Source organism: Streptomyces sp. NPDC049813 (genome assembly GCF_044465085.1).
In the GTDB taxonomy this organism is placed as follows: Bacteria; Actinomycetota; Actinomycetes; order Streptomycetales; family Streptomycetaceae; genus Streptomyces.
In genome coordinates this window covers 254,991-271,587 of record NZ_JBITLI010000001.1, presented here as the reverse complement: position 1 = coordinate 271,587, position 16,597 = coordinate 254,991, and the positions used below count along the sequence as shown (strand labels likewise).

13 protein-coding genes and 1 tRNA gene are annotated in these 16,597 nt (G+C 70.5%); 3 read left to right on the top strand and 11 right to left on the bottom strand.

The genetic code is table 11. The features are described 5' to 3' along the window. Positions 1-73: 73 nt before the first annotated feature. Complete coding sequence (locus ACIBW6_RS01100; RefSeq protein WP_399055184.1) at positions 74-1,744, top strand: TIGR04141 family sporadically distributed protein; 1,671 nt, start codon at positions 74-76, stop codon at positions 1,742-1,744. A gap of 307 nt (positions 1,745-2,051) precedes the next feature. Here ACIBW6_RS01100 and ACIBW6_RS01095 read toward each other — a convergent pair whose 3' ends face one another. From ACIBW6_RS01095 to ACIBW6_RS01085, 3 genes are all read right to left on the bottom strand, one after another. Beyond that, complete coding sequence (locus ACIBW6_RS01095) at positions 2,052-2,294, bottom strand: integrase core domain-containing protein (RefSeq protein WP_399056367.1); 243 nt, start codon at positions 2,292-2,294, stop codon at positions 2,052-2,054. 461 nt (positions 2,295-2,755) lie between these two features. Beyond that, the gene (locus ACIBW6_RS01090; protein WP_399055182.1) at positions 2,756-6,040 is read right to left on the bottom strand and encodes a type ISP restriction/modification enzyme; all 3,285 of its coding nucleotides are present in this window, start codon (positions 6,038-6,040) and stop codon (positions 2,756-2,758) included. A gap of 803 nt (positions 6,041-6,843) precedes the next feature. After that, a tRNA-Pro gene (locus tag ACIBW6_RS01085) sits at positions 6,844-6,917 on the bottom strand. A gap of 165 nt (positions 6,918-7,082) precedes the next feature. Between ACIBW6_RS01085 and ACIBW6_RS01080 the strand changes: the two genes are divergently transcribed. After that, on the top strand, positions 7,083-7,799 hold the full coding sequence (locus ACIBW6_RS01080) for a transketolase (protein WP_399055180.1): 717 nt from the start codon (positions 7,083-7,085) through the stop codon (positions 7,797-7,799). 96 nt (positions 7,800-7,895) lie between these two features. Next, on the top strand, positions 7,896-8,810 hold the full coding sequence (locus ACIBW6_RS01075; protein ID WP_399055178.1) for a transketolase family protein: 915 nt from the start codon (positions 7,896-7,898) through the stop codon (positions 8,808-8,810). On the opposite strand, the gene ACIBW6_RS01070 is transcribed toward ACIBW6_RS01075, so the two are convergent. From ACIBW6_RS01070 to tdh, 8 genes are all read right to left on the bottom strand, one after another. After that, positions 8,807-10,069 carry an MFS transporter gene (locus tag ACIBW6_RS01070; protein WP_399056365.1) on the bottom strand — a complete coding sequence of 421 codons (1,263 nt, stop codon included), beginning with the start codon at positions 10,067-10,069 and terminating at the stop codon, positions 8,807-8,809. The two genes, ACIBW6_RS01075 and ACIBW6_RS01070, sit on opposite strands and share 4 nt — an antisense overlap. A gap of 440 nt (positions 10,070-10,509) precedes the next feature. Beyond that, the gene (locus ACIBW6_RS01065) at positions 10,510-10,869 is read right to left on the bottom strand and encodes an MmcQ/YjbR family DNA-binding protein (RefSeq protein ID WP_399055176.1); all 360 of its coding nucleotides are present in this window, start codon (positions 10,867-10,869) and stop codon (positions 10,510-10,512) included. 47 nt (positions 10,870-10,916) lie between these two features. Then, positions 10,917-11,867, bottom strand: a complete 951-nt coding sequence (locus ACIBW6_RS01060) for an alpha/beta fold hydrolase (protein ID WP_399055174.1) — start codon at positions 11,865-11,867, stop codon at positions 10,917-10,919. A 64-nt stretch (positions 11,868-11,931) separates the two neighbouring features. Beyond that, positions 11,932-12,498, bottom strand: a complete 567-nt coding sequence (locus ACIBW6_RS01055; protein ID WP_399055172.1) for a GNAT family N-acetyltransferase — start codon at positions 12,496-12,498, stop codon at positions 11,932-11,934. Then, the gene (locus tag ACIBW6_RS01050) at positions 12,495-13,109 is read right to left on the bottom strand and encodes a helix-turn-helix domain-containing protein (protein WP_399055170.1); all 615 of its coding nucleotides are present in this window, start codon (positions 13,107-13,109) and stop codon (positions 12,495-12,497) included. Before ACIBW6_RS01050 ends, ACIBW6_RS01055 begins: the two co-directional genes overlap by 4 nt. A gap of 61 nt (positions 13,110-13,170) precedes the next feature. Continuing rightward, a complete protein-coding gene (locus ACIBW6_RS01045; RefSeq protein ID WP_399055168.1) occupies positions 13,171-14,073 on the bottom strand; it encodes a LysR family transcriptional regulator in 903 nt (300 codons plus the stop codon). A 128-nt stretch (positions 14,074-14,201) separates the two neighbouring features. Beyond that, entirely contained in the window at positions 14,202-15,392 is a 1,191-nt protein-coding gene (locus ACIBW6_RS01040; RefSeq protein WP_399055166.1) for a glycine C-acetyltransferase, read from the bottom strand. A gap of 35 nt (positions 15,393-15,427) precedes the next feature. Further along, entirely contained in the window at positions 15,428-16,456 is a 1,029-nt protein-coding gene (gene tdh, locus ACIBW6_RS01035; protein ID WP_399055164.1) for an L-threonine 3-dehydrogenase, read from the bottom strand. Positions 16,457-16,597 lie beyond the last annotated feature (141 nt).

Here is a 16,597-nt window from a genome sequence, read left to right as displayed (position 1 = left end):
GACGAGCTGTCGTCCGGCCTAGTCGCGCCGTGTCCCTGCCAGCGCTCAACGCTCACCGCTCGGAGACATCCCCATGACCGCCCACACCGCAGTGCGCACCATCTACCGCCTCGGCACGGTCTCCCCCACCCCGGAGGCCATGTTCGAGGCCCTCGACCACGAACAGCTCGACCGACTGGGAGCAGAGCTGCATCAGCCGGAGGTCCTCGGTGTGCCGGCGGTCTACCTCACCTACGGCAAAGAGGAACCGGCCGACACCTGGTGCGCGCCGAACGCCCGCACCACCGGAATCCCGGTGTTCGAGCCGGTCCGCCGTACCGGCGCTCTGCTACTTCTCGCCGTCGACGGCCAGGTATACGCCGTGACCTGCGGCAACGGTTACCGCTTGGTTCCCGACGCTCTCAAGGACAAACGGTTCGGCCTCCGATTCGCCATCCGGATGATCGACCCCCGGCACATCAGCGGCGCCGTCACCAAAGCACTCGGCCGCCCTCGCACCGACATCTCCCTGGTACCCACCGGCGCCTCAGTTCCGGCACTCGGCATCCGTGACCAGGCGCGAGTGGTCCGCCACCTCGGCGGCCACCTCGACGACGTCCCGCTCACCCGCAGTCGCCACGCGAACGGCCGCGCCTGCACCGCCCAGGGCGGTGTCGGCCTGCGACTCCCCCTCGGCGTCGAGCCGGCGGACCTGGTCGAGGATCTCCGTACCATCACCCGGGTCTGCCAAGGAGACAGCCCGCATCCCGAACTGGAATTCGTCGACCACATCGTCCCGGTCACCGACGCCCTTACCCGGGCCGCGCTCGATACAGCCCTCGACCGTCTCCTCGGGGCTCCTCCTGACGGACGAATTTCGTTCTCCGTCCCCCTCGACCTGCACGGCGCGTACGCCGAAGCCACCGCGTACCGGACCCGCATCGGCAGCACCGACGCCTTCGTTTCCGACGCCTTCGACCTGAGCTACGTCCTCACCCGAGCCCGGATCCGCCGATCCGGCACGCGTCTCGCCGCCATGCGCGACGGCACGGTGACCCTTCACCGTGACCCGTCACCCAGATACTCCACCCCTCTGGCGACCACTTACGCCCTGGACTGGATCCAGGCCGACATCTCGCTCGGCTCACGAAAGTACTGCCTTCTGGACGGCGAGTGGTACGAGCTGGGCGTCGGCTACCTCGAGTCCGTGCGCGAGGGCCTGCGGCGCATCTTCATCGACGCCGCGGTGTACGGCCTGCCGCCCTGGCCCGGTGCCGCGAACGAGCGGACCTACAACCGGGCGGTCGTGAAGGCTCAGCCGGATTGGCTGTTCCTGGACGGCGAGTTCATCAACAACCCCCTCAAACGCACCGACCGCGTCGAGATCTGCGACCTGCTGACGCCGGACGGCACTCTGATTCTCGTCAAACAAGCGGAGTCCTCGGCCTCCTTCAGCCATCTCCTCGGGCAGGCCCAGGTAGCCGTCGACCTCCTGCTCAACTCGTTCGAGGCCAGAGCCCAGTTCATCCGCCGGGTTACCCAGGACAGCGGCGGGAGAATCAAGCTGCCGGACGACTTCACACCCCGCCGGCTGGTCCTCGCCGTCCGGCACAAGTCGGGGAGGACTGTCACCCCCGACTCCCTCTTCGCCTTCTCGCAGATCACGCTCCACCAGACGGTACGGGATCTCGCCGCACGCGGGGTGTACGTGGAGGTCGTTCCCGTGCCGACGGCAACAGACGCTACTACGTTCACCGCGGCGTAACGGCACCTGTTGCGAGTGCCGAAGATTCGGCTCCGGTAAAAGCGGTCAGGGCGCCGGTCGTGCCAATGCAACGCTCGATGTTCAGACCTGTGGTGGGGTGGTGCTCGCAATATCCCGACGGAGGTCGGGATGACCCCGGCCACGAATGAAATGATCTGCGTCGCAGGGAGCTTCAGTGCCGGGGCGGGGAGGCGTCAGTTGGCCGAGGAAACCAGTGGTTCCGCATCTCAGTCGGGGCAGTCGGCTGGGCCACCGGCAACGCCGCATGCACCGCCCCGGGGCCTTGACCCCGAATCCTGAACACGGGTTATGCGGCTGGTGACAGCGTAGTAGCTGTGGGGTGGAAGGTGTTCTCGAAGGCGTCGGGCGATTGCTGTCCGAGGCGGGAGTGTCGACGCCGGGTGTTGTAGCGGTGGAGCCATCTGAACGCCTCGAGTCGGGCCTCACGCTCGGTCGGCCGGCTCTTTCGGCCCTGCGGGGTCTCGCGTTTGAAGGTCGCGTTGAAGGACTCGGCGAGTGCGTTGTCCGCGCTGGACCCGACCGCGCTCATACTCTGTCGGCCCCCTGCTGACCTGCAGGCTGCAGCAAAATCCCTGCTCAAGTACTGGGCTCCGTGGTCGGTGTGCATGATCGATCCCGCGAACGCGATGTCCGTTCTCAGATCCTCTAGATCCAGTGTCTCGTGTGTCCAACATCAAGGGTCAAGGCCCCTCGGACAGCGGGGAAGCAACCGGGCCGGGGCAGGCCTCTGTTGAGTCAGGGCGTAGACGGACGCCGGAACCGCGGCACCCCCGATGAGCCACCAGGAACGGCGGCAGGAACCTCACGAGCCACCCGGCCCGGCGTCCTACGGAAACGCTATGAGCGGCCAACTCGACGCCGTTCCACTACCGCTATACAAGTCGGACCTCAGGGCCAGGGTACGGGCCGTCGCGTTGTGACGGCTTCACCGCGTTAGCGGCTAACCGCAGCAGGCGGAAGCCAAGTTCGCCCGCATCGGCGGGCGAACAGTCACAAGCCGACAGGCCTGACGGGCTTTCGTGCACGCGGTGGCACTGGGAGAACGCCCTCCTGCGTCAGTTCCGATACGGAGATAAGAGGGCCGGAACAGACCGCCTCCAGCAGTTCCCGCTGCGCCGGCTCTTGCTGCACCAGCAGACCAAGGATGTTCAGCAAGGTGAGCAACTCAGTTGTCCAGTCGGGAGACCACCGACGAGCCACCTCAAAATCGAGGTCCAGTCGGCGCTTTCCCGCTGGCTCTCTCCGGCGATAGCCGAACCACTTGTCGAGGACGTTCATCCCGGAGACTTGATATTCCCTGGTCGAAGGCGGTACCGGTTCGATACACCCAGAACCGATCCACAGGCGCTGATTTTCTGGCTCGTACCGGAGAGCCTGCGGCATGCCCGCCTCCGTGTCGGGTATCTCAACAACACAGCGAGGGCGGCCAGACGAAAGCCTCAGCCCCTCACGCGTACGACCCTCTGCCTGATCGGAAAAGCGATCCCCGTATGTGTGCAGCCACAGCACACGGCGGCCGAGGCGAACGGCACGTTCCCACAGGGCGGTATCTCCCGTCAGCGGCACCCTAACGCCTGGGTCTTCGAGGTTCTCCCGAAAGCGATCCGTGTAGGCCGGGTGGGAAACCACCCCGGCTATGTAAGCCAGAAAGTCTTCGGGTGTGACCGGGACGGCGAGCCGTCGGGAAACCGCGTCAAGCAGCTCGGGAGCAAGGTTGGGGCACTCTGCCCATCCATCTCGATAGAGCGGACGGACGCAGCCACTGCGTCCGTTGAAGTAATGCATGTCGGGGATCAGCGCGCTGAACACGAGAGCCGGCCCGTCCACGACGGGGTGCGCGTTCTGCTCCACGGTGAACACCTGGTGTTCTCCCTGGACCCGCCAGAGGTCTGGGCGCGCGACCACCATGAGCCGGTGATCCGGCAGGACCCATTGCCGGTCGAAGGAGCGATAACCGATCCGGGCAGCAGGGGGCTGAGGCCGCTGTTCCTGTCTTAATGGAGTGGTGTCGTAACCCGTTGTTCCGGCGAGCGGTGTGACTCGGCTGTCGATCGTACGGTCCCTGGCCTCTCCGAGAAGTCTCCTGCGCTCGGCAGGTTGAGCGCTGAGGAAGATCCGCCACCGCTTGCGGAGGGTCGCCTCATCCGGCGCATAGACCCACACCCGGCCCGGCGTTACTCCGCGCGAGGACCACGGCATGAGGTCCGTCAGCGGCGGCGCACTCATCCATAGGTCGTCGCCTTCCGGAAGGAAGGGGTCTGTGTCTCCCCGTGCGCAGTCGCGCCACTCAGGATCATCGAGGGTCAGGTTGAGTAGGCGCTCCGCCTTGTCGTCTCGGCGCCCCTGCACCTTTAGGTGGTGCACGCGAGCGCCGTCCTCCCGGTGTCCTTCACGCAGACGTACGAAAACCGCGATGCACAACTCCTGCGCCACTGAGGGAAAGAGACGGTTCGCCACGACTGATCGTTGGCCTTCGGGAGATAGATCGATGATCCATCCTTCATCGGCCGATCTCCTCAGGTAGCGGCGCATTCCCGCGAATGCGCGGCCCTTCAGCCAGGCCTTGGGCGTAATGTAGGCGACCACACCGAACGGCGCGTCATCATGCGCGTCGAAAACCTTCCAGGTCCCCCAGCGCCAAAAAAAGACATGGAGGTTGGTCAGCTTCGATTCGTATCTTCCGTTGCCCGCGAGCCGGAAGGCATCCAACGGTGGTTTTTCACCAACGTTCGGATCACCTGCCTCAATCCATTTGCCGGCACCGCGCGTCACGGCGTCGTGGGGCGGATTGCCGATGACCACCATGACGCGTTCGTCCCGCTTGACCTTGTTGGCCTGACGACGCGATTCTGCGAGCGGGCGATAGGTGTGGGGGATCCAGTTGAACTCGCCCCTGGGGTTGTCGAGGGTGTCGGCCACCAGGAGGCGCAGCCCTTGCCTCGGAGCCGCGGAACCGTGGTCCTTCAACAGCGCATGCATGCGCAGATCCGCCACGGCGTACGGGCCGATTTGCCTCTCGAAGCCGACGAGTCGCTGACCCACCAGTTGCCGAAGTCGAGGACCCAGCGCTCCAGGCCCTTCCTCCTCGGTGATGGTGGCGGCCGCCCGCCTGAGGATCGACAACAGAAACGTGCCCGTCCCCATCGCGGGGTCGACCACGACTACTTCCGGCGACGCAAACCCGCTCTCGATGCCGAAAGACCGCTGCAGGATCGCCTCGGTCAGGCGCACCATAGCTTCGACCACACCGTGCGGTGTGTAGTAGGAGCCCGTGCGGACGCGCAGCTCACGGTCATAGATCTGCAGGAAGTCTTCGTAGAGCAGCAGATAGGAGTCTCCGGAACCGTCATCAAGCCGGCTCCACTCGACTGCACCCACCACCCGCAGCAGCGTGTCCAGCGTCGTCGACAGCTCACTGGTCGCCGACTCCTCGGTGAGGACATCCAGGGCCTTCCCCATCAACGAGTGCCGCTTGCCCAACTTAGTGGCAATCGCATGCACCGACTCGCCCTCGAACGCGATGCCCTCGACCCTTGCCAACAGCAGGGCGAACACGACGGTCTGACCGAACTGCTCTACGAACTCAGCATCGGTTGTCTCAGGGAAGAGCAGGCGCCGCCATTCCTCGGCGATCTCAGTGAAGACCCGGCGGCGCCTGCCGGCCTTCTCCCGAACCATCGACTCGGCCACCTCGTCACAGAGCAGACGGCACAGGCCAGCGACAGAGCGAACCAGCTGCGCGGTGCTACGCGGCGGTTTGGGCTGCCAGAGGAGAAAGTCACGAAGCACCCTGGACAGAGCCGCTCCGTCCGGCGCCAGCCGAGCGCCGGACTTGAGGACGGAGCCTTTCATTCCGGCACGTTTGCCGAAGAGTTGACCGCCGCGGTACAACGCGAACTCGTCCCCGTCGCAATACAGGACGTTGGGAAGCAGCCGCAGCTTCTCCCACTGGGCGGCGCTGTCCCCGGTGAAGGCGGAGGGATCTGCCCCTCGTCCCGGCCCCTTCAACTCTATGTAACCGACGAGCGCTCCGTCGACCAGCACCGCGTAGTCGGGTCTGGCTCGCAGGTCCACGAGTGGGACTTCACCGACCAGCGTGACAGTGAACCCCAGCCGTCGCCCAACCCCCCTGATCAAAGTCTCCAGCGGGCCACGGAGCTGATCCTCCTTCCACCCCCCGCCTCTGAGCTTGGGCGTCACTTCGGCCCCGAAACCAGAGACCGCCACGCGCACCGCTTCTTCATACGTGCCGCGTCGAACTGCTCGGTCCGCCATGCCGCCCCCTTGGGACAAAAAAGCGGCCGACGGCACTCGAACGGACCCCCGGACCGCACCCCACTCTCGACTACGCCCGAGTCCCATCCCGGACATGTCATGTCACTTTCACTGAATGTAAAGAGGGAATCGCAGATTGTGAAGAGTGCGTCAGCCGACTCCGGCCTCTGACCGTCACGCCGCCTTAGCTCGCAAGGTCTTAACTGACGCCCCCGGACGCAACCGGGCGAGCACTCCTACCCCCGGCTCCAGTCGGCATTCCGCATCTGACAGCGCGAAGCTCCCAGCGGCAGCGCCCAGACGTCAACCCGCTCCCGCAACGGACCGCGTCCCTGAGGACCGTCGAGCCTCTCGCCTCTTGCGCTCAACATCTCCATGCATCCAGCAACCGCCATCACCAGAAACCGGCCTACCACCCAACCGGAATCGGACATGGGGTCAAGAATGCGCATGCCCCCATATCCCGGCTCGCGGATATGAGGCCGCCGCTCCCGACCCCACTCCCACTGGAGGCACGGGTGACCAGCGGCATGAGCGCAATCACATACCCCCAGAAGCCACCCGATCGACAAGGAGCCGCAGGTAACAAAACGGACACCGAAGTGAACGTGCGTGCAAGAAACCGAATATGTGCGCATCGGCCCGAGTGGGAGCAAACGGACAAGGGGACAGCGAGAGCCCGCTCCCCCTCTCCGTGCTCCCACTGGGAGCACGGGAGCACGGGAGCACGGGAGCACGGGAGCAACAGAAAAAGGGCCGTTCGAAAACGGCCCTTCACCTGCGACGTTCGATGTTCGAACTTGTCGGGACGACAGGATTTGAACCTGCGACCCCTTGACCCCCAGTCAAGTGCGCTACCAAGCTGCGCCACGTCCCGGTACCCGCTGACCTGGGCTTTCCCCTGGCCGAACGCGCACCGAAACCATACCGCATTCGGGGCGGTGGTCGCGCACCCCTTACGGGGTGGCGGGGGCGGCCGGGGCCGAGGGAGGTCGCGGGGCGCGCTTGACCTCAAGCTTGCTTGAGGTCGCACGCTGCCCCTATGACGACGACAGCGCAAGGACCCCGGCCCGGACTCACCCGCCGCTACGAAGACCTCCCCCGCCTGATGAGCCTCATGACCGGCGACGAGAAGCACGGGCCCGCCGCCACCTCCACCCTCGACGTGCTGTGGGTGCTCTACGACAGGGTGCTGCGGGTCGGCCCCGAGACGGTCGACGATCCGGGGCGGGACCGGTTCCTGCTGTCGAAGGGGCACGGGCCGATGGCGTACTACGCGGTGCTCGCCGCGAAGGGGTTCGTGCCGGTCGAGTGGCTGGACGGCTTCGGGACGTTCGCCTCGCGGCTCGGGCTCCATCCGGACCGGGTGCTCGTGCCGGGGGCGGAGATCGGCAGCGGGTCGTTGGGGCACGGGCTGCCGATCGCGGTGGGCACGGCACTGGGGCTGCGTGCCCAGGGCCGGCCTGAGCCCGCCGTCTGGGTGCTGGTCGGCGACGCCGAACTCGACGAGGGCAGCAACCACGAGGCCGTCGCGTTCGCCGGAGCCGTCGGCCTGGACCGGCTGCACACCGTCGTGGTCGACAACCTGTCCGCCACGTACGGCCGCGCGGGCGGCATCGCGGCCCGCTTCGACGCCGCCGGCTGGTCGACCCTGAGCGTGGACGGCCGGGACCACGACGCCCTGTACGAGGCCTTCACCGCGCCGCACCCGGGCCGACCGCACGTCGTCGTCGCCCGCGTCGAGCCGCGGCTCAGCTGAAGTTGTCCCCGCGCCGCGGCGACGGCGTAGGCCCCCCGTCGTACGTCGTCGCCGGTTCGTGCCCGTCATCTCGCCCCAAGAAAAGTAGGAGGATCCATGGACACCATGCGTGACCGTTTCGCCCCCGTCCTCTCCCAGCTGCTGGACGAGGACTCCCGCGTGGCGGTCGTTCTCGCCGAGATCGGGCGCGACGCCTTCACCGGCGCCGCGCGCCGCCATCCGCACCGCGTGATCAACGTCGGGATCCGGGAGCAACTGCTCATCGGGGCGGGTGCGGGGCTCGCGCTCGCCGGGATGCGCCCCGTCATGCACACCTTCGCCAGCTTCCTCGTGGAGCGGCCCTTCGAGCAGGTCAAGCTGGATCTCGGGCATCAGGACGTGGGCGGGGTCCTGGTGAGCGCCGGTGGGTCCTACGACGTGTCGGCGGGCGGGTTCACGCACATGGCGCCCGGCGACGTGGCCCTGCTCGACACGCTCGACGGCTGGACCGTGCACGTGCCCGGGCACCCCGACGAGGCCGAGACGCTGCTGCGGCACGCCGTGCGGGACGGTGACGAGCGCGTGTACGTGCGGCTGTCCACGCAGGCAAACCCGGAGCCGTTCGCCGTGGACGGTGAGCGGCTGCTGACCCTGCGCGAGGGGCGGCGGGGGGTGGTCGTCGCCGTCGGGCCGCTGCTCGGCGACGTGCTGGCCGCGACCGCCGGCCTCGACGTCACCGTGCTGTACGCCGCCACGGTGCGGCCCTTCGACTCCGTGGCCCTGCGCCGTGCCGTGGGCGCGGGTGACGCCGCCGATGTCGTGCTCGTGGAGCCGTATCTCGCGGGCACTTCCGCGGCGGCCGCGAACGACGCGCTCTGCGATCTCCCGCACCGCGTGCTCGGACTCGGCGTGGGCCGCCGCGAGCTGCGGCGCTATGGCGACCCCGAGGAGCACGTCGCCGCACACGGGCTCGACCCCGCGTCGCTACGCCGGCGGATCAGCGGCTTCCTGAACGTGGGCGCCGCTGGTTAAGGGCTCGCGGGGCCGTCTCCCTCCCCGCGCACCGCGGGCACACCCGGCTCCGGCAGCGCCAGGGACACGCCCCGTACCGGCGGCAGATCCGCCCGCACGAGGCCGCGGATCGCCGGGACGGCAAGCAGCGCCCCCGCGCACGCGACCGCCACGACTCCCCCGGCGAGCAGGACGTGGCGGGTGCCGAACGCGTCGGCCGCGGGACCCGCCAGCGCCTGGCCGACCGGGGCCATGGCGAGGGAGCCCGCGACGTCGTAGGCGTGGATGCGGTTGAGGACGTCGCGCGGGACCTGGGTCTGGACGCTCGTCGCCCACATCACGCCCCAGAACGACATGCCCGCCCCGGCGACCGCGCAGCCCGCCATCATGCCGGGCACGCCGAGCCCCGCACCGACCACGGCCGGGAACAGGGCGTAGGCGAACAGGGCCAGGGAGCCGGCCCGGAGCATGTGGCGCGGGCGCAGCCGCAGGGCGATCACGCCGCCGATGACGGTGCCCGCGCCGAGCGCCGAGTTGACCAGGCCGTAGGCGCGCGGGCCGTACTCCTGGGTGACCTGCGTCGCGATGAGGGGCAGGGCGGGGCCGGTCGCGCCGATCATCAGGACGCTCCAGACGGCGATCACGCCCCAGAGCCAGGTCCGGGAGCGGAACTCCCGCCAGCCCTGGACGAGGTCCGCGCGGAAGCGCTGGTGGGAGGGGCCGCTGCCCGGTGGCGTCGGCGGCAGCGGGGGCAGGCGCAGGAGGAGCAGGCACAGGGCGCTCAGCGCGTACGTCCCGGCGTGTGCGGCGAAGACGAGGCCCGGCGAGGCGAACGCGACGAGCAGGCCCGCCACGGCGGGGCCCGCGAGCTGGGAGCCGGACTCGGCGACGCGGATCGCGCCGTTGGCGGCCTGGACGTCCTCGGCGAGGCGGGGCACGGTGCTGGCGACGCCGGGCTGGAAGAGAGCGGAGGCCGCGCCGTTGACGGCGCCGATGACGCAGATCTGCCAGAGCACGACGTGCCCGGAGAAGAACATGACGGCGGCGAGGGACTGGGTCAGCAGGCGGGCGGCGTCGGCGCCGATCATCAGCCACCGGGTGTCGCAGCGGTCCGCGACGACGCCGCCGAAGATGACGAGCCCGGCGAAGCAGCCGACGGACGCGGCCATCGCGAGGCCGACGGCGCCCGCGCCGTACCCGTACTGGAGCAGGCCCGCGGCGAGCGCGACGGGCAGCATGGTGTCGCCGAGCTTGGCGACGGCCCGCGCCGTGAAGAACAGCCCGAACTCCCGCGACCAGACGCTCCCCCGGCGCGGCCCGGCACCGCCACCCCGCCCGGTCCGGCCTGGGCGCGATCCCGCACCACCGCCCCGCTCCGTCCGCCCTGGGCGTGACCCGGCATCACTGCCCCTGCCCCGCTCCGTCCGCCCTGGGCGCGGCCCGGCATCGCTGCCCCTGCCCCGCTCCGTCCGCCCTGGGCGTGACCCCGCATCGCTGCCCCTGCCCCGCTCCGTCCGGCCTCGGCGCGGCCCCGCGCCATCGCCCTGCTGCGATCCGCCCAGGCGTGCCCCCGCACCACCGCCCCGCTTCGCTCCGCCCAGGCGCGCCCCCGCACCATCGCCCCGCCTCATCCGCCCCGACTCCGTCCCGCCCCGCCCGCCCCGTCCGCCTCTACGGGCACGGATCATGCCACGCGCGCCGCGGCGGGCCCACGGAGTTTTCAGTCCGTGGGCCCCTGCGCCAGCTCCGGGTGGGCGTCGAGCAGCCGGGGCGGGGCGGCCTGGCGCCAGGAGTCGGTGAGGACCGCGCGCAGTTCGTCCGTGTCGTCGAGCGCGGCGAGCCGGGCGCGGACCCACGCGAAGGACGCCTCGTGGGCGGCGATCCAGAACTTCTGCGGCTCGGCGAGGACCAGTTCGTCGCGCTCCTCCTTGGGGCAGCGCACGGCGATCGAGGTCTCCTCCTCGGGCAGCGTGGCGAACATCTTCCCCGCGACCCGGAAGGTCGGCATGGACCAGGCGGTCTTCTCCGTCGTCTCCGGCAGGGACAGGGCGATGGCGCGTACTTCCTCGGCGTCCGGCATGGCAGAAACCGTAGCCAAGGGCACTGACAACCGCGCCCGGGGCCGGTTCACGGCACGCGCTTGTCCAGCCAGGCCAGGAGGTCGGCCTGGACCTCGTCGCGGTTGGTCTCGTTGAGGATCTCGTGGCGCGCGCCCTCGTAGCCGCGCCAGGTCAGGTCGGTGACACCGGCGTAGCGGAAGTCCTCCAGGAGTTCGTGGACCAGGGTCATGCGCTGGTTGCAGGGGTCCTCCGTGCCGGACGCCACGTGGATGGGGAGGTCGGCGGGGATGCGGGCGAGGTTCGCGGGATCGTTGATGCGGCGGACGGCCCGGACCCAGTCCAGGGCGAGGCCCGCGGAGAACGGGAAGCCGCAGCGTTCGTCGGCCACGTACGCGTCGACCTCGGCCTCGTCCCGGGAGAGCCATTCGAAGCCGGTGCGGTGCGGGTACGGGTCGTTGAAGGAGGCGAAGAGGTCGGGGACGTAGGAGGAGGGCGCGGCCCGGCCGGAGCGGGCGATCTCCGCCTCCAGGGCGGCGACGGACCCTTCGTTGTCGGCGCCCGGCAGGGAGCGGAAGGTGCCCGACAGGATGAGGCCGACCAGGTCGTCCGCGTGCCGCTGGGCGTAGTCGCGCGCGAGCAGTGAGCCGAGGCTGTGGCCGAACAGTACGAACGGGACGTCCGGGTACAGCGCCCGCGCCTGGTCGCCGATGGCCTTGAGGTCCTCGACGACGGCGAGCCAGGCGTCCACGGTGCCGGGTTCCGCGTCGTCGGTGACGCCGTAGCCGCCGGTGGTCACCGCGGTGGCGCCGTGGCCGCGGTGGTCGGAGGCGAGGACGCCGTAGCCGTGCGCGGTGAGGTGGCGGGCGAAGCGGTCGTAGCGCAGCGCGTGCTCGGCGGCGCCGTGGGCGATCTGGACGAAGGCGCGGGGCCTGCCGCCGTCGGGCAGCCAGGTGTACGTGGCCACGGCCGCGCCGTCGCCGGTGCTGAGGGCGCTGGTCGTGTAGGCGGGGTCGGTCATGGTGCGGCTCCTGATCGCGGGTGCGGTGTGCGGGTCCTGTGCACTTCCCCTGCCCCGTCCGCGCTCATACCTGCCGACCGGCCGGACGGGTCGGACGGGTCGGACCGAGCCGCTTGTAGAACAGCGTGGTGGGCCGTGGGGTCCCGGTCGGGTCGGCCGCGTAGTCGGGGATGATCCCGGCCCGGGTCCAGCCCGCGCCGGCGTAGAGGCGCTCGGCGGGGCTGCCGGTCTCGGTGTCGAGGACGAGCAGGGTGCGTCCCGCGGCGGCGGCGCCCGCTTCCGCGGCGGCGAGCAGAGCGCGACCGAGCCCCCGGCCGCGGGCGGAACCGTGCACCATCAGCTTGACCACCTCGGCCCGGTGCCGGCCGTTGTCCCGGTCGCCGAGGGCGAGGGAGACCGTGCCCGCGCAGCGGCCCGAGGCCTCGTCGAGGGCTGCCCAGACGGTGAGGGTGCCGCGGCGCACGTCGGGGGTGCGGGCGTGCCACCAGTCGGCGGCGGCGCGCGCGGTCAGCCCGTGCAGGAAGCCGAGCGAGTTGCCGCCGCGCACGGTGTCGGCGAGCAGTTCCCCCAACTTGTCGACGTGGTCCGGGAACTGGTCGGCCGTCAGGCGCCGGACCGGGAGCGGCGTCATGGGCGGACCGCCACCAGCGCGTAGCGCACGGCCTCGGGGCCCGGGCAGTGGAAGTGGGTCGGGCCCCAGACGCGGAAGCGCAGGCAGTCACCGGTGGTGAGGGTGTGCCGGACGCCCTGCACGGTGAGCGCGAGGCGGCCGTCGAGCACCCAGATGTGCTGTTCCAGGCCGGGGACGGGCGGCCGGTCGTAGGCGATGTCGGCGTACGGTTCGAGCCGCCCCTCGACCACTTCGGCGCGCAGGCCCGGCAGGGGTGGCGACACCGAGCGCCGGACGAAGCCGCTGGCGTCGTCGCGCCACACGGTCTGTTCCGGGGCGCGGACCACCTGGGCGGGGGCGGACTCGACCTCGCTCAGGAGCTGGGACATGGTGTGCCCGTAGACGGCGCAGAGCCGGTTGAGGAGGGCCGCGGTCGGGCTGATCTCGGCGCGTTCGGCGCGGGAGAGGGTGGACCGGCTCACCCCGCTGCGGTCCGCCAGGTCGCCCAGGGACCAGCCCTGTTCGGCGCGGAGTTCGGCGAGGCGGGCGCCGAGCCGGGTGTCGACCGGGTCGGGTCCGGTCTGGACGGTGGTGCTGGGCTCTCTTGGTGGCACATCACTCTCGCGTCTCATATCCGGCACGGTAACCCAGATATGAAACGTTTGGGTCAAGGAGCCGGATGTCCGCCCGCCCTCAGTCTCGGGCCGCGTCGCCGAGCGCGTCCAGGACCGGCCGGATCAGCGGATGGGCCTCGGCCCCGTGCCGGACGGCCGCGAAGACCTTGCGGGTGGGCGCGACGCCTTCGATCGGCCGCACGACGACCTCGGAGAGGTCCATGCCGACCAGGGCCGAACGCGGCACGAGCGCCACCCCCGCGCCCGCCGAGGCGAGGGCGACGACCGCGCGGAAGTCGTCCGACGAGTGCTCGAACTGCGGGGAGAATCCGGCGTGTTCGCAGGCCAGCACGACCACGTCGTGGCAGGGGTTGCCCGGGTAGGGGCCCATCCAGGTGTCCTTCGCCAGGTCGGCCACCGGCACCCGCTCGGCCGCGGCGAGCCGGTGGGCGACGGGCAGCACCGCGTCGAAGGGCTCCGCGTAGAGAGGCACCCGGGTGATCCGGTCGTCGTCGGCGCCGGGGGCGCCCCGGTACTCGACGGCGACCGCGACGTCGATGCGCCGGTCCAGGAGCATCGGCAGGCTGGCGTCGCCCTCCGCGTCCTGGACCCGGACCCGGATGCCGGGCGCGGTGCGGGCGAGGCGGGCCAGGGCCGGTCCGACGACGAGGCCGATGCCGGTGGCGAACGAGGCGAGCGTCACCGTGCCGGCCTCGCCCGTGCTGTACGCGGCCAGCTCCGCCTCGGCCTGCTCCAGACGGGCGAGGACGGCGTTCGTGTGGGTGAGCAGGATCTCGCCCGCGGGGGTGAGCCGGACGCCGCGGGCGCCGCGCTCGACCAGCTTGTGGCCGGTCTCCTGCTCCAGCGCGGTCAGCTGCTGCGAGACCGCGGACGGGGTGAGGTAGAGCGCGGCGGCAGCCGCCGTGACCGTGCGGTGGTCGGCCACCGCACGGAGGATGTGCAGCCGCCGCGCTTCGATCATGCCGCCGATTCTCCCGCACCGGCCGGATTGGCACCCACCCCGGGTGCGAATGCCGCCGAACCCGTCCTTACCGGCAGCCGGCGGTCGGGGACCGACCACCCGTCACCGGCCATGGCCCCGCGGTCGCGTCAGCCCAGCTCCGCGCGGGCCGCGACGAAGGCGTCGACGGCGCGGTCCACGTCCTCGGTGGAGTGCGCGGCGGAGAGCTGGACGCGGATGCGGGCCTGGCCCTGCGGCACGACCGGGTAGGAGAACCCGATCACGTAGACGCCGCGCTCCAGGAGCAGCTCGGCCATCCGGGCCGCCACCGACGCGTCGCCGATCATGACGGGCGCGATCGCGTGGTCGCCGGGCAGGACGTCGAAGCCCTCGTCCGTCATCCGCGTGCGGAACAGCTTCGTGTTGGCCGCCAGCCGCTCCCGCAGCTCACCGGCGGACTCCAGGAGGTCGAGGACCTTCAGGGAGGCGGCGGCGATGACCGGGGCGAGGCTGTTGGAGAACAGGTAGGGGCGCGAGCGCTGGCGCAGCAGCGCGACGATCTCGGCGCGCGCCGCGACGTAGCCGCCGGAGGCACCGCCGAGCGCCTTGCCGAGGGTGCCGGTGATGATGTCGACGCGGTCCATGACGCCGTGCAGCTCCGGGGTGCCGCGGCCGCCGGGGCCGACGAAACCGACCGCGTGCGAGTCGTCGACCATGACCATGGCGCCGTACCGCTCGGCCAGGTCGCAGATGTCGGCGAGCGGGGCCACGTAGCCGTCCATGGAGAAGACGCCGTCGGTGACGATCAGCTTGCGCCGGGCGTCGCCGGCCGCCTTGAGCTGGGCCTCGAGGTCGGCCATGTCGCGGTTGGCGTACCGCAGGCGCCTGGCCTTGCTCAGCCGGATGCCGTCGATGATCGAGGCGTGGTTGAGGGCGTCGGAGATCACCGCGTCCTCGGGGCCGAGGAGGGTCTCGAAGACACCGCCGTTGGCGTCGAAGCAGGAGGAGTAGAGGATCGTGTCCTCCTGGCCGAGGAACGCGGAGAGGCGCGCCTCCAGCTCCTTGTGCACCTCCTGCGTACCGCAGATGAAGCGGACGGAGGCCATGCCGTAGCCCCAGCGGTCGAGGGCGGCGTGGCCCGCCGCGACGACCTCGGGGTGGTCGGCGAGGCCGAGGTAGTTGTTGGCGCAGAAGTTCAGCACCTCGCCGGGGCGGCCTCCCGCCGTCACGTCCACGGTGGCGGACTGCGGGGTGCCGATGACCCGCTCGGGCTTGTGCAGGCCCGCGGCGACGATCTCGTCGAGGGTGGCCTGGAACTCGTCGCGTACGTTGTCGAACATGCCGGAAGTCCTTGGGGCTTGAGGGGTGGGAGAGGTCAGGCGGTCCAGTCGAGGATGACCTTGCCGCCGTGGCCGCTCGCCGCGTCGTCGAAGGCGGCGTCGAAGTCGGTGTACGCGTAGCGGCCGGTGATCACCGGGGCGAGGTCGAGCCCGCCTTCCAGGAGGACCGACATCGCGTACCAGGTCTCGAACATCTCGCGGCCGTAGATGCCCTTGACGGTGATCATCGAGGTGACGATGCGGGCCCAGTCGACGGCGAACTCCTGCGCCGGCAGGCCGAGCATGGCGATCTTCCCGCCGTGCGTCATGTTGGCGAGCATGTCGCGCATCGCGGCCGGGTTGCCGGACATCTCCAGGCCGACGTCGAAGCCCTCGCGCAGGCCGAGCACGCGCTGGCCCTCGGCGATGGGCGCGTCGGCGACGTTCAGGGCGAGGCTGACGCCGATCTTGCGGGCGAGGTCGAGCCGCTCCTCGCTGACGTCCGTGATCACCACGTTGCGGGCGCCCGCGTGCTTGGCGACGGCGGCCGCCATCAGGCCGATCGGGCCCGCGCCGGTGATCAGGACGTCCTCGCCGACGAGCGGGAAGGACAGCGCGGTGTGCACGGCGTTGCCGAACGGGTCGAAGATCGCCGCGACGTCGAGGTCCACGGGGACGCGGTGCACCCACACGTTCGCCGCCGGCAGGGCGACGTACTCGGCGAACGCGCCGTCGCGGCCCACGCCGAGGCCGACCGTCGCCCGGCACAGGTGGCGCCGCCCGGCGAGGCAGTTGCGGCACTTGCCGCAGACGAGGTGGCCCTCGCCGCTGACCGTGGCGCCGACGGGGATGTCGGTGACGTCCCGGCCGGTGCCGACGACCTCGCCGACGAACTCGTGGCCGACGACCAGCGGCGCGCTCACGGCGGACTGCGCCCAGCCGTCCCAGGCCCGGATGTGCAGGTCGGTGCCGCAGATCCCGGTCCGCAGCACCTTGATCAGTACGTCACCGGGGCCGACGGCCGGCTCCGGCACGTCCGTCAGCCACAGTCCCGGTTCGGTCTTCTCCTTGACCAGCGCCTTCAACGGCTCGGCTCCTGTCGTCGCGCACCCGGACAGGGCGAAGCCGCCCGGGCACGGGAAGGGTGGAAGGGTGAGGCGGCGGATCGGCCGCCACCCCGGACTCTTCCCTACGACCGCGCCCCGGGTCCATCGAGGATTTCTTAA